General features: G+C 61.4%; 25 protein-coding genes and 1 pseudogene. 13 read left to right on the top strand and 13 right to left on the bottom strand.

Translation table 11 applies throughout. The features are described from left to right. From BMG07_RS14210 to BMG07_RS44070, 3 genes are all read left to right on the top strand, one after another. Positions 1 to 810: PA2169 family four-helix-bundle protein (locus tag BMG07_RS14210; RefSeq protein WP_198085111.1), on the top strand; the 810-nt coding region annotated here is incomplete at its 5' end. Positions 811 to 1,068: 258 nt separating this feature from the next. Then, positions 1,069 to 2,949, top strand: a complete 1,881-nt coding sequence (locus BMG07_RS14205; RefSeq protein ID WP_307866958.1) for a diguanylate cyclase domain-containing protein — start codon at positions 1,069 to 1,071, stop codon at positions 2,947 to 2,949. Beyond that, a complete protein-coding gene (locus BMG07_RS44070; protein ID WP_307866957.1) occupies positions 2,946 to 3,197 on the top strand; it encodes an EAL domain-containing protein in 252 nt (83 codons plus the stop codon). The genes BMG07_RS14205 and BMG07_RS44070 overlap by 4 nt, the downstream gene beginning before the upstream one ends. Positions 3,198 to 4,218: 1,021 nt before the next feature. Here BMG07_RS44070 and BMG07_RS14200 read toward each other — a convergent pair. Both BMG07_RS14200 and BMG07_RS14195 read right to left on the bottom strand, forming a co-directional pair. Next, positions 4,219 to 5,031 (bottom strand): oxidoreductase, encoded by an 813-nt coding sequence (locus tag BMG07_RS14200; RefSeq protein WP_198085110.1) that lies wholly within the window; start codon positions 5,029 to 5,031, stop codon positions 4,219 to 4,221. A gap of 88 nt (positions 5,032 to 5,119) precedes the next feature. Continuing rightward, positions 5,120 to 5,719, bottom strand: a complete 600-nt coding sequence (locus tag BMG07_RS14195) for a TetR/AcrR family transcriptional regulator (protein ID WP_198085109.1) — start codon at positions 5,717 to 5,719, stop codon at positions 5,120 to 5,122. Between the two features lie 209 nt (positions 5,720 to 5,928). Here BMG07_RS14195 and BMG07_RS14190 point away from each other — a divergent pair, with 209 nt between their 5' ends. Beyond that, the gene (locus tag BMG07_RS14190; RefSeq protein WP_307866956.1) at positions 5,929 to 6,114 is read left to right on the top strand and encodes a TOBE domain-containing protein; all 186 of its coding nucleotides are present in this window, start codon (positions 5,929 to 5,931) and stop codon (positions 6,112 to 6,114) included. Positions 6,115 to 6,156: 42 nt separating this feature from the next. Here the strand turns inward: BMG07_RS14190 and BMG07_RS14185 are convergent, their stop codons facing one another. The 4 genes from BMG07_RS14185 to BMG07_RS14170 all read right to left on the bottom strand — a co-directional run bounded on the left by BMG07_RS14185 (position 6,157) and on the right by BMG07_RS14170 (position 8,147). Continuing rightward, positions 6,157 to 6,318, bottom strand: a complete 162-nt coding sequence (locus BMG07_RS14185; protein WP_198085107.1) for a hypothetical protein — start codon at positions 6,316 to 6,318, stop codon at positions 6,157 to 6,159. 101 nt (positions 6,319 to 6,419) lie between these two features. Beyond that, the gene (locus tag BMG07_RS14180; protein ID WP_374221278.1) at positions 6,420 to 6,599 is read right to left on the bottom strand and encodes an alpha/beta fold hydrolase; all 180 of its coding nucleotides are present in this window, start codon (positions 6,597 to 6,599) and stop codon (positions 6,420 to 6,422) included. Further along, positions 6,581 to 7,153: an alpha/beta fold hydrolase gene (locus BMG07_RS14175; RefSeq protein WP_198085106.1), complete on the bottom strand. Its 573-nt coding sequence runs from the start codon at positions 7,151 to 7,153 to the stop codon at positions 6,581 to 6,583. The genes BMG07_RS14180 and BMG07_RS14175 overlap by 19 nt, the downstream gene beginning before the upstream one ends. 205 nt (positions 7,154 to 7,358) lie before the next feature. After that, a complete protein-coding gene (locus BMG07_RS14170; protein ID WP_198085105.1) occupies positions 7,359 to 8,147 on the bottom strand; it encodes an SDR family oxidoreductase in 789 nt (262 codons plus the stop codon). Positions 8,148 to 8,476: 329 nt separating this feature from the next. Here BMG07_RS14170 and BMG07_RS14165 point away from each other — a divergent pair, with 329 nt between their 5' ends. Both BMG07_RS14165 and BMG07_RS14160 read left to right on the top strand, forming a co-directional pair. After that, positions 8,477 to 9,082 (top strand): TetR/AcrR family transcriptional regulator, encoded by a 606-nt coding sequence (locus BMG07_RS14165; protein WP_198085104.1) that lies wholly within the window; start codon positions 8,477 to 8,479, stop codon positions 9,080 to 9,082. A 959-nt stretch (positions 9,083 to 10,041) separates the two neighbouring features. Next, entirely contained in the window at positions 10,042 to 11,196 is a 1,155-nt protein-coding gene (locus BMG07_RS14160; protein ID WP_269758950.1) for an AAA family ATPase, read from the top strand. A 214-nt stretch (positions 11,197 to 11,410) separates the two neighbouring features. Here BMG07_RS14160 and BMG07_RS42090 read toward each other — a convergent pair whose 3' ends face one another. Beyond that, entirely contained in the window at positions 11,411 to 11,728 is a 318-nt protein-coding gene (locus BMG07_RS42090; protein WP_269758949.1) for a hypothetical protein, read from the bottom strand. A 21-nt stretch (positions 11,729 to 11,749) separates the two neighbouring features. After that, on the bottom strand, positions 11,750 to 11,947 hold the full coding sequence (locus BMG07_RS42085; RefSeq protein ID WP_269758948.1) for a hypothetical protein: 198 nt from the start codon (positions 11,945 to 11,947) through the stop codon (positions 11,750 to 11,752). Between the two features lie 86 nt (positions 11,948 to 12,033). Here BMG07_RS42085 and BMG07_RS42080 point away from each other — a divergent pair, with 86 nt between their 5' ends. The 7 genes from BMG07_RS42080 (at position 12,034) to BMG07_RS14125 (ending at position 18,929) form a co-directional block, all read left to right on the top strand. After that, positions 12,034 to 13,407 (top strand): S8 family peptidase, encoded by a 1,374-nt coding sequence (locus BMG07_RS42080; RefSeq protein WP_269758947.1) that lies wholly within the window; start codon positions 12,034 to 12,036, stop codon positions 13,405 to 13,407. Between the two features lie 68 nt (positions 13,408 to 13,475). Continuing rightward, entirely contained in the window at positions 13,476 to 14,426 is a 951-nt protein-coding gene (locus BMG07_RS14150) for a CBASS oligonucleotide cyclase (protein ID WP_198085102.1), read from the top strand. Continuing rightward, positions 14,423 to 14,914 carry a hypothetical protein gene (locus BMG07_RS14145; RefSeq protein ID WP_198085101.1) on the top strand — a complete coding sequence of 164 codons (492 nt, stop codon included), beginning with the start codon at positions 14,423 to 14,425 and terminating at the stop codon, positions 14,912 to 14,914. Before BMG07_RS14150 ends, BMG07_RS14145 begins: the two co-directional genes overlap by 4 nt. Next, the gene (locus BMG07_RS14140) at positions 14,914 to 15,810 is read left to right on the top strand and encodes an ATP-binding protein (protein WP_198085100.1); all 897 of its coding nucleotides are present in this window, start codon (positions 14,914 to 14,916) and stop codon (positions 15,808 to 15,810) included. Before BMG07_RS14145 ends, BMG07_RS14140 begins: the two co-directional genes overlap by 1 nt. Further along, a complete protein-coding gene (locus BMG07_RS14135) occupies positions 15,810 to 16,973 on the top strand; it encodes a hypothetical protein (RefSeq protein ID WP_198085099.1) in 1,164 nt (387 codons plus the stop codon). The genes BMG07_RS14140 and BMG07_RS14135 overlap by 1 nt, the downstream gene beginning before the upstream one ends. Beyond that, entirely contained in the window at positions 16,970 to 17,512 is a 543-nt protein-coding gene (locus BMG07_RS14130; RefSeq protein WP_198085098.1) for a 3'-5' exonuclease, read from the top strand. Before BMG07_RS14135 ends, BMG07_RS14130 begins: the two co-directional genes overlap by 4 nt. Positions 17,513 to 17,564: 52 nt before the next feature. Next, the gene (locus BMG07_RS14125; protein ID WP_198085097.1) at positions 17,565 to 18,929 is read left to right on the top strand and encodes an RES family NAD+ phosphorylase; all 1,365 of its coding nucleotides are present in this window, start codon (positions 17,565 to 17,567) and stop codon (positions 18,927 to 18,929) included. A 78-nt stretch (positions 18,930 to 19,007) separates the two neighbouring features. Here BMG07_RS14125 and BMG07_RS14120 read toward each other — a convergent pair whose 3' ends face one another. The 5 genes and pseudogenes from BMG07_RS14120 to BMG07_RS14105 form a co-directional block, all read right to left on the bottom strand. After that, positions 19,008 to 19,289 (bottom strand): hypothetical protein, encoded by a 282-nt coding sequence (locus BMG07_RS14120; protein ID WP_198085096.1) that lies wholly within the window; start codon positions 19,287 to 19,289, stop codon positions 19,008 to 19,010. 12 nt (positions 19,290 to 19,301) lie between these two features. Further along, positions 19,302 to 21,071: an acyl-CoA dehydrogenase C-terminal domain-containing protein gene (locus BMG07_RS14115; RefSeq protein WP_198085095.1), complete on the bottom strand. Its 1,770-nt coding sequence runs from the start codon at positions 21,069 to 21,071 to the stop codon at positions 19,302 to 19,304. Then, positions 20,960 to 22,285 (bottom strand): AMP-binding protein, encoded by a 1,326-nt coding sequence (locus BMG07_RS14110; protein ID WP_269758951.1) that lies wholly within the window; start codon positions 22,283 to 22,285, stop codon positions 20,960 to 20,962. Before BMG07_RS14110 ends, BMG07_RS14115 begins: the two co-directional genes overlap by 112 nt. After that, the gene (locus BMG07_RS42075; protein WP_269758946.1) at positions 22,282 to 22,476 is read right to left on the bottom strand and encodes a hypothetical protein; all 195 of its coding nucleotides are present in this window, start codon (positions 22,474 to 22,476) and stop codon (positions 22,282 to 22,284) included. Before BMG07_RS42075 ends, BMG07_RS14110 begins: the two co-directional genes overlap by 4 nt. Before the next feature lie 112 nt (positions 22,477 to 22,588). Further along, positions 22,589 to 23,177, bottom strand: a pseudogene (locus BMG07_RS14105) (2-hydroxychromene-2-carboxylate isomerase). Positions 23,178 to 23,586 lie beyond the last annotated feature (409 nt).

The following is a 23,586-nucleotide window of genomic DNA, read 5'->3' as shown; positions in this document are numbered from 1 at the left end:
CTCGTGGGTGCCGTGGTCGGCGGCCTGGGCGGCAAGGCGGTCGCGGAGCGCGTCAACCCCACGGCGGAGCACAGCCACTGGGAGGGCACGTTCACGCGCGAGCCCTACTACGAGCCGGGCCTGGGCTACGAGCACTATGCGCCGGCCTACGAACTCGGCTGGAGCCGGCGCGCCACGAGCGATGACGGGTTCGCGGCCGTCGAGCCGACGCTGGCCCGCGAGTGGGAGCAGCAGCGCGGCGCCTCGTCGCTCACCTGGGACCGCGCGCGCCCGGCCACGCACGCCGCATGGGAGCGCGCCGACCGGCTCTACATGCGGGAGGAAGACATGGCGTTTCCCGAGGGCGATCCGATGTCGAACGACGACGTGGTGGACGTGCTGAACGACCTGATCGAGAACTCGCGCGACGGCGAAGCGGGCTTTCGCACCTGTGCCGAAGAGGTGAAGTCGGCGCGACTGAAGGAAGTGTTCGCGGTGCGCGCAGCCCAATGCCGCGAAGCGGCCGCGCAACTGGCGCAGCTGGTGGCGTCCTACGGCGGCAAGCCGGCCGACGGCGGCACCGCCGCCGGGGCCTTGCACCGCGGCTGGGTGCATGTGAAGGGCGCCGTGGGCGCGAACAGCGAACTCTCCATTCTCGAAGCGTGCGAGCGCGGCGAGGACGCCGCGGTGGCGCGCTATCGCAAGGCCATGAAGGCGCTGCTGCCGCGGGACGTGCGACAGGTCGTGCAGTCGCAGGCCATGGCCGCGCAGCGCAACCACGACCAGATTCGCGACCTGCGCAACGAGGCCCGGGCCGCGGCGCGCGCCTGAGCTTGCGGGCGCACTGCACGCGCGGTCTGCAAAAGAAACTGTGGCAGACTCATCGCACTGATCCGCTCTGGTGGTGGCATCGCGCATGTATGTCCCTGGTGGGGGCGGCAGGAGGCATGGTCTGGAACCCTGCGCGTCCTGCGGCAACCCGCTGCGGAATATCGAAGCCAGCTGTCTTCCGATGGCTGGCTTTTTGCCTGAGAACGAGTGCCTGTCCGGCGCGCCGTCCGCCAGACGGACTCGAATGGCCTCTGCACAGTGAACAACGTCCCCGTCTTTCTTCCGTCGCACCACAACCTGTGGGTCGTTGCCGCGTCGCTGCTTCTCGCAACCCTTGCTTCCTATGTGGCGCTGGACCTGTCGCGCCGCGTGCGGCATGCCAGCGGCCGGCCGCACCTGCTGTGGGGGGCCCTGGGCTCGCTGGCCATGGGCACGGGCATCTGGTCGATGCATTTCGTCGGCATGCTGGGTTTCTCGCTGCCGATTTCGCTCGGCTTCTCGGGCCGGCTGACGCTGATCTCGTGGGTGGCCGGCGTCACGGCCTCGGGCGTTGCGCTGTGGGTGGCCAGCGAGGCGAACTACGGGCTGCGCCGCGTCGCCATGGCGTCGCTGGCCATGGCGGCCGGCATCTGCGGCATGCACTATATCGGCATGGCCGCACTCGACATGGCGCCGCCCATCGTCTGGCGCATGCCGATCGTGCTGCTGTCGCTGCTGATCGGGCTGGCTGCCTCGGCCGCGGCGCTGTTCATCTTCAAGTTCCTGGGCGGCGTGCACAACACGCACCGCGTGGCCTTCCAGTTGCTGGCCGCGGTGGTCATGGGCATCGCGATCTGCGGCATGCACTACACGGGCATGGCGGCGGCGAACTTTCCGGCCGACTCGGTCTGCCTCAGTTCCGGCGCGCTGTATGGCTCGGGGCTCACCGCCATCGTCGCCATCGCCGCGGGGCTGCTGCTGTTCGGCACGCTCTTCACATCGATCCTCGAGTCGCGGCTGCAACTGGTGGCCAAGCGCCTGTCGCGCTCGCTCGAAGATGCGAACGCCGAACTCACGCAGGCCAACCAGGAGCTGCAAAAGCGCGCCTTCACCGACGCGCTGACCGGACTGCCCAACCGCGTGCTGTTCGAAGACCGGCTGCGGCACGCGCTGGCGCGCATGGACCGCGCCAACCACCTGCAGGTCGAGGAGCGCATTGCGGTTCTGTTCGTCGACCTCGACGGCTTCAAGCCGATCAACGATTCGTTCGGGCACGCGGCCGGCGACCAGATCCTGTGCATGGCCGCCGAGCGGCTGGCCCGCACCACGCGCGAGAGCGACACAGTGGCGCGCATCGGCGGCGACGAGTTTCTGCTGCTGCTCGAAGGCGTGCGCGACCGGGCCGAATGCGCGGAAGCCGCCAACCGCGTGCTGCGCGCGCTGAGCGAGCCTTTCAACGTGCTGGGCAAGCAACTGCAGATCGCGTGCTCCATCGGCATCGTGCTGCACCCGGAGCAGGGCGAGCCCGACAAGCTCGTGGCCAACGCCGACGCGGCCATGTACGAGGCCAAGCGCGCGGGCGGCGGCAACTACGTGATGTTCGAGCCGCACATGGGCGCCGACGCCGCCAAGCAGCTGCAGTTGCAAAGCGACCTGCGCCGGGCCGTGGAGCTCAAGCAGTTCGAGCTGTACTACCAGCCCAAGATCAACGGCGCGGGCGACAGCCTCAGCGGCGTGGAGGCGCTGGTGCGCTGGAACCATCCGCAACACGGCCTGATCGGCCCCACCGAGTTCATCGGACTGGCCGAGCGCTTCGGCCTCATCGTGCGCCTGGGCGACTGGATCCTCGACGAGGCCTGCCGCCAGATCGCGCAATGGCGGGCCCAGGGCACCTGGATGTGCGTGGCGGTGAACCTGTCGGTCATGCAGCTGCGCGAGGTCGACTTTGTCGCGCGCGTCGAGCAGGCGCTGGCCCGGCACGACATTCCGGCATCGCTGCTGCTGTGCGAGATCACCGAGTCGGTCGCCATGGAAGACATCAAGGCGACGCAGCGTACCTTTGAGGGGCTGGCGCGGATCGGCGTGTTCCTGTCGATCGATGACTTCGGCACCGGCTATTCCAGCCTGAGCCACCTGCGCAAGCTGCCGCGCGCCAGGTGAAGATCGATCGCAGCTTCGTGCAGGACCTGCAGACCAAGGAAGACGCGCGGGCCGTGATCGACGCCGTCATCCGCCTGGCCCATGCGCTGGGCTTGACCGTGGTGGCCGAGGGCGTCGAGAACGAGGCGCAGCGCGACATCCTGCTTGCGATGGGATGCGACGAGCTGCAGGGCTTTCTGTTCTCGCATCCGCTGCCTGCCGGCGAGCTGTTCGCCTGGTTCTCGCAGCGCACCCACACGGCGGGTTGAGCTGGCGCTTTCTCCGCTGCCGTCGCGGGGCGCGTGCAGGAGGAGAGGAACATCCCGCCTGCAGGGTGCAAGCGTCTTGGTGGAAAATGCAGGGGTCCTGCAGCACTGCCGCGGCACCCAGGCAATCGAGATCAGTTTTTCCCCGTGGCGATACGTGCAAGCACTGAGCCGAAAAATTCAGTGACAACCAGCACCCACCCGATGGAATCCACCGCTTACGACACGATGCGCCTTTCAGTCGCTCCCATGATGGATAAATCGGAAACCCGAGATAAATCAACTACTTAGGGGCGTCCGTGTGCAGCGCGTGTGCACTGGTTTTGGCGAGTTGGAAGCGTTTCAGATGATCTAGGTCGGCGACCATCTGTCTGTCACACCCGGGGGGCGCGGGTTCGAGTTCGTCCACTCCGCCAATCTCTAAGAAGAACGGGCCTTCGCGGCCCGTTTGCTCTTTCTATCCCCTTTGTACCCCCTCGCGTGCAGCCGAGTCAGGCAGAGAGGGGTCGCGACTTTGGGCATCGGTGAGCAGCGCAACGTCCTGGACGGCTGGCTCTGGTGCGCCTCCAGTAAGCCGAGAACCTGACTCACAGGACATCGAGCACCTCCCCCGAGAACAGCCGATCAAACGCGACAGCGTTTCGACGGAGCCTAGACGTGTCCGTTCTCCATCCGTGACAACATGGATGAGACCCGCGTCGTCAGATCGGTCTCGGTCGAGGTTCAATGGCGCTGCGTTCGCGGCGAGGACGAGCTCGCGGTATCGGGCATATCCATTTTCACGCGCAACAGAGATCGCAAATTCGTTCTAATGAAGCTGGAGCTATTTTTTCTCGGAGTTCTAAATTTTGCGGGGCACGTTCAGGACCTCGCTTCAAATCGCTCGTTAAACGTCAGAAGCGTTTGGGCGCGCTTGCGAGCATTGACGCGACGCACATGCCGGCCCCATGCACAGCCCGGCCAAGAATCGGCTTAGTGATGTCCGAGGCGCACGTCGGCGCGCCCGGCCAACAACGGTCGCCGCCTACGCGTCGAGCCGAAGGTCTTTGCGCAAGCCAGAGTCCAGCATGCTGGCGGGCGCAAATCTGCGCAGCAGGCGCAGGCGGCTGGCCATGCCAGGGGCGTAGTGGGTCTTGGGCTGCGCGGTCGTGGCCGCCTTCAACACGATGGCGGCCACCACCTCGGGGCTGTCTGCGCCAGCGATTCCCTCCCGGAGCCGTTGCTCCATGCCCACGCGAATTTCGCGGTACATGTCCAAAGGTGTATCGGGCTGCACCAAATTCGCTTCGAACGGTGTCTTGACGTAGGGGGGCTCCACCACAGAGACGCGAATGCCCTGCGTACGCAGTTCATGATCCAGCGATTCCGAATAGCCGGCGACCGCGTGCTTGGTCGCGGAGTACAGCGCCATATAAGGCGCGGGCAGGAACCCCACCACGGAGCCGATGTTGATGATGCGACCGCTCCCCTGGTGACGCATATGCGGTACGACGGACCGGATCATCCGCACCATGCCGAAGAAGTTGGTATCGAAGATGGCCTGGGCCTGCGCAATCGAACTCTCTTCCGCGCCGGCTGGAGCGACTCCGAAGCCGGCGTTGTTAACCAGCAGATCGATGCGGCCCTCCAACTGGAACAGTTGCCGGACCACAGCATCGACCGACGCGTCCTGAGTCACGTCCAGGGGCAGCATCTCGAACGCTCGTTGGCCCGCCTGGCCACCGCGCCGGCTGGTGCCGTATGCCTTGTAACCAGCCTTCGACAGCTGCTGCGCGATGGCTTCGCCGATGCCAGATGAGGCCCCCGTCACGAGGGCCACCTTGTTCTTCGCGTTCATCCTGATTTTCCTTCGCTGTAGATTTTCGAATGATGCTCATCATATTTTATGGCGAGCGGAAATCGACGGCTTTACGTCGCGTTAGGTGTTAAGTGATGGGCAGGTGCTTCAAAGCAGACTCGCGCAGGTTGTCGGATAGCGCGGGCTCGTCAACAACGCGGGCCAGTAGCAAAGTGCCAACCATGGTGGCGACGGTCACGAGGGCACGTTCGTGGGCACCTGCTTGGCCCCAATCCGGCGACTGTCGGGCAACAAGATCGACCATTTCCTTGATGTACCGGGTGGTCACACGCCGGACTTCGGGCGCTTGGCGCACGGTTTCCGAGCCCAGGGCGGCCAGGGGACAACCCTGTTCTATTTGCGCCAGATTTTCTCGCGAGAGATAGGCTTGGAGCATATAAGTCAAAGCCTGTTCTGGGGGCATGCTGGCGGCCGCGTCAGCCGCTACGGCTGCCGCTTCCGCACAGGCCCGCCCCGCAGCTTCCGCCAGCATGGCCTCGCGCGAGGCGAAGTGAGCATAGAAGGCGCCATGGGTCAGGCCGGCTTCTTTCATGATGTCGGCGACTCCAGTTCCGTCGTAGCCACTGCGCCGGATCGCACGCGCGGCGGCGGACACGATACGCTCGTGTGAGGCCTCCTTGGCTGTCATTCTGTCGGTGCGCTTAGACTTTCGCATGATGGGGATCATACACAATTTCCCAGAAAAGTGCTGTGACGTCTTGCACGACACCGTCCACTCGGTTGCGATTTTTCTGGTCGGCTGTTTGGGGATCGTGCTTCGGCTCGCGTTCCGCATCGGCCTTGAAGCGGCGACGGCGGTGGCATCCAAGAGAGAAGGCGACCTTGACCCCTCGCGTGGGCAGTTGGTCGGTTCAGTGGTTAACCGTTGCTTGAGTCGTGGCCGGCAAGGTCATCTCCATGGTCCGCGGTTCCGTGACGACCGAAGGCACGCTGGAGATCGCGCCCAGCGTGCAGGTCGTCTCGACCATCACCAGCAGCTCCGCGCAATCGCTCAACCTCACCAAAGGCGGCTCCGCCTATGCGGTGATCAAGGCATCGAGTGTGATGGTCGGCACCGACTGATCTTCACTCCCAGCGCGCCGGTGTGCCTGAGGGTGTTGCTTATCACATCGCCTGAGTTGCTGTGCCTTGGAGGATGTAGCAGTTGTTCAGGACGATCGTGCGGCCTGTCGTGCTGCCCACGAAAGCGATCAAGGCATCGACCGCGGGCATTAGTCGAACTGGGCCGGCCGCGATTCGCTGTCGCGTCTTGCAGAAGGCGGTCATGCGGCGGATTGCCGTTCACCGTGGCGGGCGTATATTCGAAGTACGTGCCGGTGAGCGGTGAGCGAATAGAGCCGGCGGACGGCGCAACGCGGGCGGAGCTCTCAGTCGCAGCGCACTGACGGCGCGGCAGCGTCGACGCGCGCGAGCTTTCGCACGAAGGCTTCGGCGACCGCCGCGGGCTGCTCCAGCGTCGACATATGGCCGCACTGCGGCACCACGATGAGTTCGGCGTTGCCGGGCAACAGGCTCGCGATCTCCTCGCTCAGTTCAGGGGGCGTGATCTGGTCCTCGCGGCCACACAGGACCAGCGCCGGCCCTTGAAACGCTCGCGCGCGTCGCGCCGGTGCATCGCGGCCTTCTGCTGCCGCGCGAAACCCTCGCTGCCGACCTGCCGTGCCATGTCGGCGAGCAGGTCTAGCAGCGCCTTGTCCTGCGTATGCGCCGGGTGCGGCACGCGCGGCGTGAAGCTCTCGACCACTTGCGCGAAGCTCGCGCCGCCCGAACTCAGCGCCGCCACCATTCTTTGCCGGTTCTGTGTGGCCTCCTGCGAATCGGCGCGCGTACCGGTATCGAGCAAGGCAAGGCCCGCGATCCTGTGGCCGGCTTGCCGGCACACCTCGAGCGCCACATAGCCGCCCAAGGAGAAGCCCGCCACAGCGAAGCTTCCGTCCGGCATGGCGGCGAGCGCCGAGGCGGCCTGGGCCTCGATGGTGTCTGCCGCGTGGGTCGGCGAAACAACCACATCGCGCCCGATCGGCAGCGCTTGCCGAATGGGATCCCACACGCGCGCATCGTTCATGAGGCCGGGTAGCAGCAGCGGTAAGGTGTTCGTCATGGAGAGTCCTCGGGTGAATGGCACGTCGATCGGCTCCGACCCGTTAGGGGTGATTCCTTCGGGGGAACGCTTGGAAAAGTATGGGTTCAAGGCTCGGGCATTGAGAAACATCGTGGGCCACGCTGCGCTAGTTGCGAGCTACGAGTCACGAGTTGCCGTGTCCCGAGTCAGGGAGAATCTGCTGCAGATGTTTGGGTTCGGCGCTTCAAGCCGTAGTTCGATAGCGCTCTGCCACATGCGCCTGCTGGATGCCCACGACCAGGGTCTGACGTGCCGCGTTCAGCACCTCCCAGCGCGCGGCATCGTGCAGCGGCGGGATGGTCACGAGCTCGCGGCGGTCGAAGCCGACTAGCGCGGCATCCACCAACTCTTCCACCCCCATCAGATCAGGCATTGCACTGATATCGATGCCCGCGCGCTCCCAAATCTCGGTACGGGTTCCAGCAGGCAACACCGCCTGCACGTAGACACCCTTGGGCGCGAGCTCCAGGCTCAGCCCCTGGGACAGGAACAGCACGAAGGCCTTGGTCGCGCCGTAGACCGATGCGCCAAACTCGGGCGCCAGGCCGACCACCGAACCGATGTTGACGATCGCGCCTTTGTCCGCTTGCACCAGGCGCGGGGCGATGGCGCTGGCCAGCCTGGCCAGCGCGGTGATGTTGAGGGTGATCAGGCGAGCGACATCGTCTGTCGATTGGTCGATGAACGAGCCGAACAACGCAGCGCCGGCGTTGTTAATCAGGGTTTCGATCTTGGCGTCTTCGCGCAGGCGCGCCTCGACTGCGGCCAGATCATCAGGCTGGGTCAGGTCGGCCGCAAGGATATCGACGGCAACGCCGGTTTCCTCGCGCAGGCGCGCAGCAAGCGCTTCCAGGCGCGCCTTGTCGCGTGCCACCAGCACAAGGTCGTGGCCGCGGCGTGCGAAGCGGTCGGCGTAGACGGCTCCAATGCCGGTAGAGGCGCCGGTGATGAGGACAGTGGAATGGGAAGTCATGTGTTTTCTCCTGATCGAAAGGTGAGTCCATGCCGCGACATGCAACATGGGAAAACGGCTATCGGAAGCTGGAATCAGCGAGGGCCGAATAGTCGATGCAGCCCTGGGTGGCACCGCGTGCGCCAACAGCGACGGGCGAATTTGTCGTCATCCACTTCACCGAAGCGGGTGGGGACAGTCAGGTAGGTATCGCTCATATACGAAGGCCTTCGAAAGTAAGTCGCGATAATGATGTCGATCATCATCTTTATTGTCAAGGCGTTTGATGGCGATTGACATCAATGTATATTCGTGACTTCACTGATGGCACATCTAGAGAGCTCCTGGACATGAAGGTCACCAAAGCGCAGGTGCAGGCGAACCGGGCGCACATCGTCGAGACGGCCTCTACGCTGTTTCGCCAACGCGGCTACGACGGGGTGGGGATTGCGGACTTGATGGCGGTCGCAGGCTTCACCCACGGCGGGTTCTACAAGCACTTCGGGTCCAAGGCCGACCTGATGGCGGAAGCGGCGACCTGTGGCTTTGCGCAGACGGCCGCCAAAGCCGAAGGCGTCGATGCGATCGAGTTCGTCAAGTACTACCTGTCCCGTGAGCATCGCAACGCTCGGGGTGAAGGTTGCACGATGGCCGCGCTATGCGGAGACGCTGCGCGTCAGCCAGAGTCGATCAAGACCGCTTTTGCGGCCGGCGCTGAAAGCTTGCTGGCGAACCCGGCAAACCAATTCGACACGCCGGGGGAAACCGATCGGGGAGGCGACGCGCGCGCTAGGCGGATCGAGGTCATTGCGCAGGCAATCGGCGCAATCGTGCTGTCGCGGGCGTGTCCCGACGACTCGCCGCTTGCCGATGAAATTCTGGATGTCTGCCGCGCCGCACTGCTGTCGAAGCTTTCTTCGACCACGGTTGGATCTTCCGGCTCTCAGATCAATTAGTCCAGTTTTTGGCCAAGGCCAACAACGTCGAGCCCTATCGATATCTCTTCGCGCCGTTCAAGAGCAACGTTGCTGCCCTGGTCCGATTGCCTCTACTTGGCTGCCTTCCATAAGGTGAATTTCCATTCCGCCGGCTCGCTTTTTGGGGCTTGTGAGATTCCACGTGAGTTGATGAAGGCAACGCGGCGGCATGTTAACGCTTGGTCTTGTCGATCCCACCAATCCAAGACTGCAGCAAGAACGCGATGGAATACGCTGCTCTCTTGTAACGGTTGGTCGAGCCTGGGAATGATCATCTCCGGATGGCATCGACAGTAGCCTCATTCACGGCGCGCCTCCTCGCCTGTGTGTCCATGAACAGGGGGCTGATCCAGGCGAAATTTTCCCTCTGCCCTCTGCCCTCTGCCCTGACGCGTGCAGCGCGTGCAGCGCGTGCGCCCGCATTGTTGCTTGTGGAGCGCCGGCGCTAGTGGGTGATTTCTGCCGCCTGGGCCCGTAAGAAGCTTCTCGCAATGTGCTCCTGCGCGAGATTCAGCATATGAGTCGCCAGACTCGCACGTTCCGCCTCAAGCTCTTCGTGGGTCTTGCGTTTGCCTTTGCGCTCTGCCTGTTCGGCGGTCTTGTAGGGGGCGGTGCTCGGTGGGCGGGGCTGCCGGCCGATCCCCGGGAGGCAAACGCAGCACGCAGGCCTGGGAGCGGCGAAAGCGTCAGGGATGAAAGCCGAATGGCTGCGGCTCGCGATGCGGCACAGGGCAGCGCCTCGCGAGCCCGGCGCCGGGACGCTGACCCGCCGAAGCGCGGGCGGCCAGGCGGGGGCATTTCCGATCGTTGCGGCTGTCTGTGCCCTCCGGCCAATCCGTGCCCTTCACAACCCGGTAAAAACGTGAGACAATAAAATAGTCCATTTTAAATTTTAAAAAACACTTAAAAATCAATGAGTTATTGGAATGTTGGACGAAATGAACGAAGCGCAATCTGATTTAGCCCAGGTCGTTCGACTGGCGCTTGCCGAGCAGACTGAGGACGTGCGCCTGTTCGTGGCTAGGCTCGTTCGGAAGTACCGGAACACCGACCCGGAGCTGGCGGAGCAGATGGACCTCTACCTGCGCGCGAAGTTGCCTCGAACGAGCGCGCCCACGCGCAAGGTCCCGCAGCCCGCGATGCCTGCGCATGCATTGCCGGTGGATGACGAGTCGCGGTTGTCACTGTTGAAGGTTTTCAAGGACACGCCCGATCGCGAGCAGCCATTGCTGTCGGTCGATCTTGAAGAAACGTTGAGCCAATTGATCCAGGAACGTCGTCAAACGGAACGCCTGGCGTCGATGGGGTTGAGCCCAACGCGTTCCGCCATCTTCGTAGGGCCCCCCGGCGTCGGTAAGACATTGACCGCGCGCTGGCTTGCCTCGCAACTGGGTGTGCCGCTGTACGTGCTGGATCTGACTGCTGTCATGAGCAGCCTGCTCGGCCGAAGTGGGACCAATCTGCGTGCTGCGCTCGACTTCGCGAAACGCAGTCCGTGCGTGCTGCTGCTGGATGAGATCGATGCCATCGCCAAGCGCCGCAGTGACGATACCGATATCGGCGAACTGAAGCGCCTAGTTACCGTCATTTTGCAAGAGGTCGATGAATGGCCAGCCACTGGACTGTTGCTTGCCGCCACCAACCACTCTGAACTCATCGACCCTGCGTTGTGGCGTCGCTTCGATCTGGTGATTGCGTTCAAGGCGCCGGAGATGTCGGCTGTCAAGGCAGCGATCAAACGCTTTCTCGGTCCGGACTACGCGCTGTTCGGCCGCTGGATCGACATTCTGACCTTTGCATTCGACGGCGAGTCGTTCAGCGACATTGAACGGGATCTTCAGCGTTTCCGCCGTGCGGTGGCGCTGGGCACGGCCTCGGATGCCGATCTCATTGAAGAGTTCATTAAATCGCGCGCGCTCGTCCTGGACCGACAGGCCCGCATCGATCTGGCTGTGCTGCTGGCGAAGCAGACCCGTCTGTCGCAGCACACTGTCTCTGATATCACCGGCGTGAGTCGCGACACCATCCGGAAGTACACGAACGAGCAGCCGCCTGCAGCGAAAAAAACCTCGAAGGGGAAGCCTGACACATGAGCCAAACCAATTTCCTTATTGGGCGCGGCGAGCTGCTGACCCACGATATCAAGGGACCAAAGCGTAAGCCCGGCAAGGCTGAGGTTTACTCCTTCCAAGAAGCCGCGGGGCGCCTTACGCCGCAGTTCTCCGCAACCGCGACAGCACTGGACGCCTTGCCACCGGAGGCTTGTCCTGGCGACTTCGGCGTTGCTCGGCTGACGATGAATCCGAGCTACATCGCGCGGTCTTTTTTCCCGGTTGCAATGCTGCGCACCGTAGGTCTGGAATCGGTCGGCAGCGAACGGTAAAGGTGATTCCTGGCGGCTGGACCAAGAAGGGCACGCCGCAGGAATGCACAACCACTGAACTGTTCGTCGCCGGCAAGCGTCAGGCCTTCCGCAACCTCAAAGGCTGGACGCGCGAGATCGAAGCCGAATCCGATGAGGCGCTGGACCTCGCGCATATCGAAAAGTTTTCCGTCTTCACACCTGAAGAACGAATCGCGAACTACGGCAGCAGGAAAGATCGCTTTTTCGAAGTAGGCGTCCATCTGCTGCCCGATGAAGACCGCTTATTCGTCCAGCGGGCCTTCGTGCGATACGCCAAGGGTGTGGATGTTAAAGTTCACAACGATCTCGGCTTCATGGCCGGCAACCTCTGGTTTGTCCCGGTCGAAGGCAAGCATGGTGATGTCAAGAGACTCGCCGAGTTCGTGTTCGTGCGCGTCATCCGACCCGTGCCCAAGCTCCGCGGCATGCGGCCAGTGCATCGCACCGGAGGGGTCTCGGTCGGCTGCAGCCTCCCGACAGAGCAACCACTGTCCTCAGAACCGAGGTTGCCATTCTCGACGGCGGCTTGCCGAAGCAGCACGCGATCAGCCCGTGGCTCCGTTCGTATCGTGTTCTCGACGAAGACGCGGGCGACGATCCCGAAGGTTTGGAGCATGGTTTGGCGGTCACTTCGGCATTTTTGTTCGGCCCGATCCAGCCGAATGGCGCCGCTGCCCGCCCGTTCGCCTACGTCGATCACCTTCGCGTGCTCGACAAGGACGCGGATACCGAAGACCCGTTGGAGCTGTACCGAACGCTGGGCTTCGTCGAGCAAGTCTTGCTGTCGCGTCAGTACCAGTTCGTCAATCTCAGCCTTGGCCCGGACTTGCCTATCGAGGACACCGATGTTCATGCCTGGACCTCGGTCATCGACGATCTGCTGAGCGACGGCGACACGTTGATGACGGTTGCGATCGGCAACAACGGCGAAAGAGACCGGCCGTCGGGCAACGCCCGTGTGCAGGTGCCCTCGGACTGTGTCAATGCGTTGGCGGTCGGCGCCTCGAACGATACGGAAGCGGGCTGGACCCGCGCCCCCTACAGCGCGATCGGTCCAGGTCGAAGCCCTGGCGTCGTCAAGCCGGATTTGATGGCCTTCGGTGGCGATGCGGCCAAGTATTTCCATGTTCTTGCGTCAGGCAAAAAGCCCGCGCTTGTGCCACAACTCGGGACCAGCTTTGCATCACCCTACCTCCTGCGCAGCGCAGTCGGCATTCGGGCCATCCTGGGTACGGAGCTGACCCCGCTGGCGATCAAAGCGTTGCTGGTCCATGCCGCCGAGGCCATGGAGCACGACAAGCTGGAGGTGGGTTGGGGCAAGGTGCCTGAGGACTTGATGAGCATCATCACCTGCCCGGAAGGGGTGGCGCGTGTGGTCTATCAAGGGGAGCTGAAGCCTGGAAAATACCTTCGCGCCTCGCTGCCGCTGCCGGCCGGCGGTCTCAACGGCAACATCCGCCTCAAGGCGACCTTTTGCTACGCCTCGCCGACCGATCCGCAGGATGCTGCCGCTTATACCCGCGCCGGGCTAGAGACGGTGTTCCGTCCCAACGACGAGAAGATCAAGGACGGCAAGGCCAACGCTGACACGAAAGGCTTCTTCGACATGAAGAAGTACGCGACCGAGGAAGAGCGGCGTTCCGACATGGGCAAGTGGGAAACCGTGTTGCACGGCGCAAAAAGCATGCGCGGCGGCGGCCTCAAGAATCCGGTCTTCGACATCCACTACAACGCCCGCGAAGCAGGTGGTCGCGCAACGGGTGCCGAGAAGATTCGCTACGCGCTGATCATCACCGTCGAAGCGCCAAAGCATGTCGACCTCTACAACGAAATCTTGCGTGCATACGCGAAAACGCTGGTGCCGATCCAGCCGCAGGTGTCGCTCCCGATCCGCGTCTAGCCCCTAGGCCAGGCAACGTCGATACGCAATCACTTAGTAACGTGTGAGCTTGGAGGCTGGAGAAAAAAATGCCACTGAACAATACTGAAATTCGATACTACGACAGCAATGTTCTGCGTTTGCCTGCCGACAAGCGCAAGGAGTACCACGAGCAGGTAGACAGGCTCGTGACCGAACTCAGCAAGCGCCTGAAGGATCAGAGCGAGATCAAGATCACGAAGGTGGTCAAGGCTGGGTCATTCGCGAAGTACACGATCTTGCGCAAAACGTTAGAAGATCCGGTGGACGTCGACGTGGTGTTCTATATCTCCGGACGCAGCGTTGAAAAGGAAACTCTCGCGAGCCTGAGTCAGCTGATCTACGACGCATTGATCAAGCTGTATCCGAACAAGGCCGTCGAAGACTTTGAGATCCAGCGCAAGGCCGCAACCGTGACCTTCGTTGGTTCAGGGCTGAGTGTGGACATCGTGCCGGTCATCGAAGACCCCGCGCGACCGGGCTACGGCTGGCAGTTCGATATTCACGACAACACCAAGGTGCAGACCTGCGCGCCTTGCCAGATCAAGTTCGTTCGTGATCGCAAGGATGTAGACGGCGACTTTCGCACCCTTGTGCGGCTTGCCAAGAAGTGGCGCAATCGAATTGAGCTGAAGCCGCTGAAATCGTTCGCCATCGAGCTGATCATGGCGCATCTCCTGGCCAAGCATGGCAAGGACGGATCTATCGAGAAGCGCTTCCGCGATTTCCTACTGTACATCGCGCAGTCAGGGCTCAAGGAGGTCATCACGTTCCCAGAGAACGGCAAGGTTTCTCCTGCGTTCACCGATCCAGTCGTGATCCTCGATCCGGTTTGCAACACAAACAATGTGACCAGCCGCATCTCCGAAGACGAGCGCCTGGAAATCGTCGCGGCTGCCACGGAGGCTTGGGAGACGGCCAACTTTGCTTCGACCGAGGACGACATCGAGATCTGGAAGGAACTGTTTGGACCACGATTCAAAGTCAAGGAGGAAGCATGAGTCAAACCTATAGCGCCACTGAAACCTACTCCGTCGCCGATGTCGAAATCGTCATGCGTCGCGTGACGGCGGATCTGGTGATGATTGCCAGCAGCTCTGGTGCCGTAACGGAGGACAAGGCACGCGATTGGGGCCATGACATCGAAGCGCTGGCCAAGAATGGTTACCTGCAGATGGTTGACCTCACGCTGATGAGCAATGGCATCGAGCAAAAGGCCACCCGCTTCGAGGTTAACACGGAGGCGGGCGACTTCACTATGAGCCGTCCTGGTGGGGTGCTATGGCCGAAGGTACCGAATCCAGACTTGCGAATTGTTCTGTACTACACCGCTGCGTACGGCGTTTCGGCGAAAGAGAGGATGGGCAGCAAGCTACGCATCGGTTGGGTGCCGACCAGTGCTGATACCAGCCACTCCACCCTGACATCCAGCGCTAGCCGTGATTACGTCAGCAATGGCTACGGCATGCAGCGAAGGGACTTCAGTTAATGAGCCAGCAGAATATTTTCGACGGCAAGATTCCACTGCCGGACGATCGCTTGGCGGCGCGTGAAAAGACGTTGCTGGGTTTTGACGCGCGCTATCAGAAGATTCATGATCAGTTGCGGCTCCTGCTGAATCTCGGCGAGCTCGCGACGTGGAGCAAGAAGCACCATCGTCAGAAGCTTGCAATCTGCGATTTGGTGGCCGAGCAGTATCCACTTGTGATCTTTTACGGGGATGTCGGTACCGGCAAGACGGCGACGGCCGAGTGCATCGCCAATCGCCTGGCGAAAGAATCACGCACCGAAGATTCCTTGCTGTTCAAGCTCAGCAACCGTGTGCGCGGCAGTGGCAAAGTCGGAGAAATGGGAACCTTGTTGACCCAAGCGTTCCATGAAGTCACGCAGTCGGCAGGCAAGACGCGTCGCGCTGTCCTTGTGATCGATGAGGGTGACTCACTTGCAGCGTCCCGCTCGCAAGAGCACAGCCACCATGAGGATAAGGTTGCGGTCAACACTTTGATCCAATGCGTAGATGACCTACGGCATTTCGGGGGCAGGGTGGTCGTGTTCCTGTGCACCAATCGTCTGTCGGTGCTGGACGCCGCCCTGCAGCGCCGGGCCGCAGTCGTGGAAGAGTTCCAGCGCCCGAGTGACGAAGAGAGGCGCGCATTGTTCAAGATGGACCTTGATGGCCTTGCGCTCACCGAGCGCCAGATCGACGAACTCGTCGCGACCACCGGCCCGCACAGCAAGCGACCGGGTTGGACCTTCTCGGATATTCGAACCAGGTTGTATCCAGCCGCCATGGCGCAGGCGTTTCCCGATCATCCGCTGACCTTTAAACATCTCCACGACGCGGCAGCGGCACTGCGTCCATCACCTGTTATGGAGGACAAGTAATGGCGCGGTCATCACTGTTCGGGCGTCGTATTCATATCACCGGCAGCATTGCGGCCGACGCCTTAGCGGCGACCACGGAGGAGGTGACCCGTGCGCGTGCAGTTGTGGAAGTGCTGGTCAAGGATCTGCTTCGCAAAGGCGCCAGTTTCGTTATCCCGGTCGATGCCGAGAAGACACGATCGGATGGTCTGCCCATTTGCTTCGACTGGTTGATCTGGGACACCATTCAGAAGAATCTGCATACACGTCCTGAGGGGGCTCCGAACCCGTTGGTGGTCGCGGTCAAGCATCACAAGAACGAAGATCAGATTCCCGAGCAGTTCGCTGGAGTCTGGGGCGCGCTGCGCGGTTCGGCGCTGGTCCAGATTGAAAGCGCTGCGCACTGGAACATGAACAGCAAGCGGATGGAAGCGCAGGCGCGACACGGCGACATCCTCATCGCACTTGGCGGCGGAGAAGGCGTGCTCTTCCTGGCCAATCTCTACCACGACGCCGGCAAGCCCGTGATCCCGTTGAACTTGAAACTCGGACCGGCTAACACCGGCGCGCTTCGATTGTTTGAGTTCGGCCTCACCGGCAGCAATGCGCAGCGCCTGTTTCAGACGGAAGGTGGTACTCCTGCGCATAGTTGGCTCAATCGCATCGAGATGCCTGCGCGAACAGATGTGGCATCTGGTGTGCATGATCTGTTGGACCTGCTAGAGGGGCTGGTTCCACCCAAAGCATTCGTCGTCCGGTTGCTCAATCCGACACACGCTGACTACAACGACGTTCAGGACTTCTTCGACACGGTCGTGCAGCCGGTTATGGAGGGTGAACTGGGGTACAAGCTGACGGTCGTTGACGGCAACCAAGCGTACGACCATGCGCGTATCGACCAGGAGATTTTCACGAAGCTGCATCGCAGCCGCGTCGTGCTTGCTGACATCACCGGCCTGCGCCCAAACTGCTTCTTGGAACTGGGCTATGCGCTGGGGAGAGGGCTGCCGACCATGGTGCTGGCAAAAGCCGGCACGGAACATCCTTTCGACATCTATTCGCTATCGGGTCACCATTGGAAGACAACTGGTAGTGCAGAGGATCGGCGCCGCGAATTTCGTGCGCACTGGAATGCGATCAAGAGCCGTCCACCTCTCGTTCCCACGGAGCCTTTAATTCCATGAGCAGCAATCGCGAGGTCTTTCTATCGGTAGACGTTGAAACGTCGGGACCCATCCCGGGTGAGTTCAGTCTCCTCACTATTGGCGCATGTGATGTTTACGACTTGCGCCAAACGTTTTCATGCGAGCTGAAGCCGACCACGCGTAATGCAGATCCAAAGGCACTGGAGGTCACGGGTCTCTCTTTGGACAGACTAGAGAGCGATGGACTTGAGCCTGTAACTGCCATGCTGGAGTTCAGGGCCTGGGTGCTCAGAGTCGCGGGGCCTGATGCCTTGCCGGTCTTCGTTGGATTCAACGCACCGTTCGACTGGTCCTTTGTTAACTACTACTTCCATCGCTATCTGGGAGAAAATCCTTTCGGCTTTGCCGCGCTCGACATCAAATCGATGTACATGGGGGCATTTGGGAGTAGGTGGGCAGACACAAGGTCCAGCCAAATCGCTGCAGCGTTGCATCCCACGCTGAAGGGCGATCACGAAGCGTTGCATGACGCCCAGTATCAGGCTGAACTGTTCCGGCTGATTCAGCAAAGGAAGTAGCGCGCTGGCACACCTCTCGGCGCGGCGCGCCGCTGTCGCTCAACAACTATTCATGAACTATATCTGCGCCGCTTGCATCGGAGAGCCTGTTCTTCAACGCCTCGTCTTAGTCGAAGCATCTAGCGCCAATACTTGTGACTACTGCGACAGAGAGCAACCAGCCGCCGAAGTCTGGTTCGTCGCCCAAAAGTGCGACATGGTGATCGCGACGTTCTATGAGCTTTCTAGCCAAACGATGGCTGTGGTGCATTTCGACAGAACGCCGGCTGGAACGGACCTGGAGACAACGATTCAGGAACTTGTCCAAGTACCGCGGGATGCGCTGGAAGCGATCGTGGAAACGCTTCAGTTCATGTGGTACGACAGCGATAGCGAAGAACATCAATACGGCGATGAGGATCCATGGTTCGTTTTAAGGACCCGCTTGGATTCACCTCTCAGCGAAGACTGGATAGCTATGGAGAGTAGTCTGCGAGGTGAGGCGAGGTACCTGAATCCGAAGGTCAATCAGTTTATGGAATCGGTGTTTGGCGGCATTACGGAAGATGTCGCCGCCAACGGGACATCGGTCCTTGTCGATGCGGGTCGTGGATCAACTTATGACTCGCTTTATCGGGCGCGGGTATTCCAATCCGAGAAGAGCCTGAACGAAGCCTTGCAACATCCAGAACGATTCCTTGGCGCTCCAGCAGCAGGCATAGGAGCGGGCGGTCGCATGAACGCGGCCGGACAACCTGCGTTCTACGGTGCCACGGATGTGTGGACAACGCTCGCAGAAGTGCGGCCGCCGGTAGGAAGTTGGGTCGTTGTGGCGAAGTTTTCCGTCATTCGAGCGCTCAAGTTGCTGGACCTCACGTTGCTCGGTCAAGTTCAACTCAGAGAGGAGGCAAGCCTGTTTGATCCGGCAACTAAGTTCGCGGCACATCGGCGCGATTTCTTGCGCGTGCTCAGCGAGAAGATGATCGTGCCTGTCATGCCTGAGAGTCAGGATCACAACTACCTGATCACTCAGGTTGTTGCGGACTATCTTGCGATGCATCCATCGTCATCGATAGACGGGATTGTTTACCCATCGGTGCAGCGCAGCGGTGGCGATCATGATGCGTGTGGAGTGAATATCGCCCTTTTTCACAAGGCTGCGACAGCGATTGGTGCGCACAGTGAAAAAGCTACTGCTCAAGCGGAACTTTGGGAATACGAAGAGGACGGGCCACGCCAATATTTCCAGCCGACGATCCTTTATCACCCAGACAATCCCCAGTATTTTTTCAGGCCGCTAGGCTTTCACCCAGAGCCCGCACTGCAATTAATCCGCGACAGCATTGAGATCCACCGCGTGCAGTCCGTTGATATCCGGACTAAGTCGACACTTGTGGAAGTTGTGAATCTGGATGAGACCAATTGGCACCGTCGCTGATCGTGAGCAATGGCGACGAGCCAGTTGACGGACATATCGTAGTGGAGCCAAACCAAGTTCATGCTCGATAGGTCGCCTTTAGGGCGCGTCGATCTGACCGGGCAAGCGCGAAGACAGTATTGCGACCTTTGCGTCCGCATCCCGCACGATGTAGCTGAGGTCGGCGCTCGAGAGCTTCGTCGAGGCCAGGACGTAGTAGAGGCCGATGCGCTCGGCCGGCAGCGACAGGGCGAGCAGTTCGTTGGCGGCACGGTTTGCCTCGGCGTCGAGTTCCGCAAAGGTGAGCTTCCGTCCACTGGGCAGGAACAGCGCGGCGATTTTGCCGGGCGTTGCCAATGCGGGGTTGGCCAAGTGGTACATGCAGACCTGGTCCTAGAGCCAGTCGACTTCGGGCTCCATTACGCACGAGGAGCCCGCAGAGATCGCCAAGACCAGGCCATGCACCTCAGGCAGAAGTCTTTGGAAATAGAAGCGCGCGGTGGCAACCTTGGATGCGTATATCTTGTCTTCGCTCTCTTGATTGGCCAGACCGATCGCCGCCATGCGAGCCCACATCCAAGCCAACGACACGTGGCCCACGAGCCGCAGGAAGGGCGCAGCGGCGCTCCCGACCTCATCGGCGTTATTACGCGCGCGTTGCGAAACCTCCACAGTAACCCGGTGCGCCAGCGCGACAACATCGCTGAGTGCTGTGGAGATCTCCTGCATTCCCACGGCGTCTGCCTGGGAGTCGGCGAAGGCGCTGATCATCTGGAGGTACGCGATCAGCCGTTGCCCGCCGTCGGTGACGACCTTGCGCCCGAGCAGATCCATCGCCTGAATCCCATTCGCACCTTCATACAGAGGAATGATGCGGGCGTCGCGCAGGTGCTGCTCCACGAGGTTTTCGCAGATGTACCCGTGTCCGCCGTAGACCTGCATCGCCATGCTGATGCACTCGATGGCCAAGTCGCTGGAGAATGCCTTGACGATCGGGGTGGCCAGCGCCAGCAATTCGGCGGCTTGCGCCCGCTCGGCAGGGTCTGCACTGTGATGTTGGAGATCGATCAGTTGCGAGGCCCACAGAGCGAATGCACGCGTTCCCTCGATATAGGCTTTCTGCGTCAGAAGCATGCGGCGCACATCGGCATGCGCCACGATGGGATCGGCCGCGCCGATGCGGGTGGCGGCTGATGGTGCGCGCCCCTGCGTACGATCCTTCGCGTAGGCCAAGGCCTTCTGGTAGGCCGCCTCCATGAGGCCGATCGAGTTTACGCCGACGATCACGCGCGCGTGATTCATCATCACGAACATCGAGGCAAGGCCGTTGTTGGGTTCACCGAGCAACCAGCCGGTCGCACCGTCGAAATTCATCGTGCACGTGGCATTCCCGTGAATGCCCATCTTGTGCTCGATCGACCCGCAAGTCACGGCGTTGCGAGTTCCCAAGCTTGCGTCAACTGCAACGATAAACTTGGGCACGATGAAAAGCGAGATGCCCTTGACGCCAGGGGGCGCATCAGGCAGCCGGGCGAGCACAAGATGGATGATGTTGTCAGTCAGATCCTGTTCGCCGCCGGAAATGAAGATTTTCGTTCCAGTCACTGAGAACGTCCCGTCGGACTGGGGAAGTGCGCGGGTCCTCAATAATCCCAGGTCGGTCCCTGCATGGGGCTCCGTCAGGCACATGGTCCCCGCCCAAGCTCCCGATGCGATGTGGGGCAGGTACATCTTCTTCTGCTCAGGCGATGCATTGGCTGCCAGGCATGTGTAGGCGGCGTTTGACATGCCGGGATATGCAGACCAACCCATGTTCGCTCCGCAGAGCATCTCGAACAAAGCGTTGTTCACCACGATTGGCATGCCTTGCCCGCCATGTTCTGGCTGGCAAGACACCGACGGCCATCCTGCCTCGACGTACTTGTCGTAGGCGGCCTTGAAGCCAGAAGGCGTCTTGACGACGCCTTCGGCCGGCATGGAGCAACCTTCACGGTCGCCCACGCTGTTCAGTGGTGCAATGATCTCGGATGCGAAGGTGCCCGCGGCATCCATCACTTGGTCGATGGTCTCCCGGTCCAGATCTTCGATGCGAAGCGGGTCGACCACATTGAGCAATTCATGAAGGACGAAACTGATGTCACGGGTGGGTGGGCGATAGAACATGAAGGTCTCTTTCTGTGTGGAGTTTGCGATCTTTGCCAGTGCGCCAGATCAGAAGCCGGCTGAGGATGGGGGTGCGACATCCCGCAAGTCCCTGCGAAGGATCTTTTCTGCTGCGGCTTTGGGGAGGCTCTCCACAAACGTGATGCGGCGAGGGATCTTGTAGCCGCCAGATTGACGCGACAGTGCGACACGATGTCGTCGGTGGTGAGTGCAGGGTTGCGGCGCACGGCGAAGAGGTGGGGCGCCTCGCCCGAGCGTGGATCGGAGACCCCGACGCATGCACATTCCACGACGCCCGGGAGCATCGCGACCCCCGCCTCGATCTCGTTGGGATAGACGTTGAATCCGGAGACGACGATCATGTCCTTCTTGCGATCGACGATGTACATGAAACCCTTCTCGTCCATGCGCACGACGTCGCCCTGAACCATCCATCCGACTGCCTTCTGGATCGAGGCCCCGGCACCTGTGAGCAGGCTTGTACGGGAGAAGTCGACGTTTGCGAGATTTGAGTCGTCAACCAGCGAGTTGAACAGGGAGTTGACGCCGATAAGCATGTCGAACGGCTCGCGCGCGAGCTCAGCGATGACGCCGGCTGTATCGCGAGGGTTCGGTATAAGGCGGTGGTTCGCCCCCAAATCGAGCGCCGCAAGCGCCATGGCGAGGGGGTACACGTGATAGGGAAGCAGCGGCGTAACGATCGATATGCCGTCGACTGGGAGGATCAACCGAACCCAACTGCGTATCTGCCTCAGGCTGGCTCCGAAACTCCGGTGGGTCAGGATCGCGCCCTTCGAAACCCCGGTCGTACCGCCTGTGTACTGCAGGAACGCGGGATCGCTTGGCAGAATTTCCTCCGGTTCCAGCACGGCTTGCAGGCCGCTCGAGATGGCAATAGGCAGATGAACTCGGCGCGGCACGCCGGAAGCGGGTGGCCGACCAAGGTTGGTGAGATCATCTGATTTGGTGCGGGGCGGTGCCTCACGCAGGTTCGCGACAGGCGCGATGACCATGTTCTCAAGCGCAACGCGCGGGAGAATCTGCTCCGCCGACGGGAGCATCGGCTCCGCGATCACGAGGCACTTCGCACCTGAATCTTCCAGCAAGGCCTCAAGTTCCCGAGGCGTGTAGAGCGGGTTGACGTTTACGACCACAAGGGCTGCACGCAAAACGGCCGCGAGGGCCAGCGGGTACGTGAGGCAATTGGGCATCATGAGCGCCACGCGGGCGCTTTTTCAAGGCCGACCTGCTGCAGGTGGACGGCGGGTCCGTGCGCGAAATGTCCAAGCTCCGCATAGCTGAGCGATTCACCCAGGCAGGTCACCGCAGGTTGGGGACCGTGTTTCTCGAACGTCTGCTCCAGCAGCCACTTCAAGGTCTCGTCACTCTGAAGCGCGATGTCCAACGGCAGTCCTGCCGGATAGGAGGAATGCCAAGCTCGAGCCTGCATATGCGAATCTCCGCTGTCGTTGTTAAGCGTCGGAACGCGCGCCCCGACATCAGGTCTCGGTTCCAGGCTATGCCAGCGCTTCCCGGACAAAGTCGAAGCGGTCCTGACCGAAGAACACCTCTTCACCGATGAATGTCGTCGGCGCTCCGAAGACACCTCGTCGCACCGCCTCATCGGTGTTGGCCTTCAACGCGGCTTTGATCTCGGGATCGCTCACCAGGCTTGGATCTCTTCAGGCGGAAATCCCGAGTCCGCCAGCGTCTTGGCCGACAGAGCGAGGTCGTTGAGGTTCAGTGCGTCGATCCACAGCCCCTTGAAAACCGCTGCGAGGAAGACCTGGAAGCGTTCCGGCTGCCTCAGCTGGACACCGATTGTTGCCCGCATCAGGTGAAGCGTGATGACAGGAAAGTGAGGGTTGTCAGTGAACGGAACCCCATAGCGCCTGGCGTGGCGCGCGTAGTCGTACGAGAAATACCAGCCCTTCACCGGGATGGTGGCGGGTGAGGCATTGCCCGTGGCTGGTAGACGCCGCCGAGCAGCATTGGCTTGTAGACAAGCGTTGCGCCGTGTTCGGCGCAGATTTTTGGCAGCTGGGTCCACGCCAAGTAGGACGAGGGACTACCCACGTCGAAGAAAAACTCTGCAACCTTGCTCACTGTGTATTTTCTAAGTAAACGATCGTTAACTGAAGTAACGTTAAGACATTTATTTTCCCGTGTCAACCCGACTTACGCCAATGTGACGGAACGTTTTCGAGCTCTTCCGGGTCGCGAAGGCCAGACAGAGGCGTCAGCAGTGCGCCTCGGAAGAGCAACAACCCGATGCTCTGTCCTAGGCAGTCGCGCTGCGATGTCGGTCAGGGGGCGACGCAGGCGCGCCATGGCCGTGGCTTAAACCTCTGGCGTCCCGTGCGCCTCGGATCACCGCAGTTGAGCTTGATCGTGTAGCGAGGGCGGTCGAAATTCTCTGGGGCGCAAGCGTCGGCGACTCCGGCCTCGTCTGGGGGGCGGAAGTGCAGGTGTGCCACTCGCCGGCAGTGGGCGGCTCGCGCGAGCGGCTCGCCGA

It is taken from the genome of Variovorax sp. E3 (assembly GCF_016082275.1).
Taxonomy (GTDB): Bacteria; Pseudomonadota; Gammaproteobacteria; order Burkholderiales; family Burkholderiaceae_C; genus Variovorax.
This window is presented reverse-complemented; position numbering and strand designations above follow the sequence as displayed.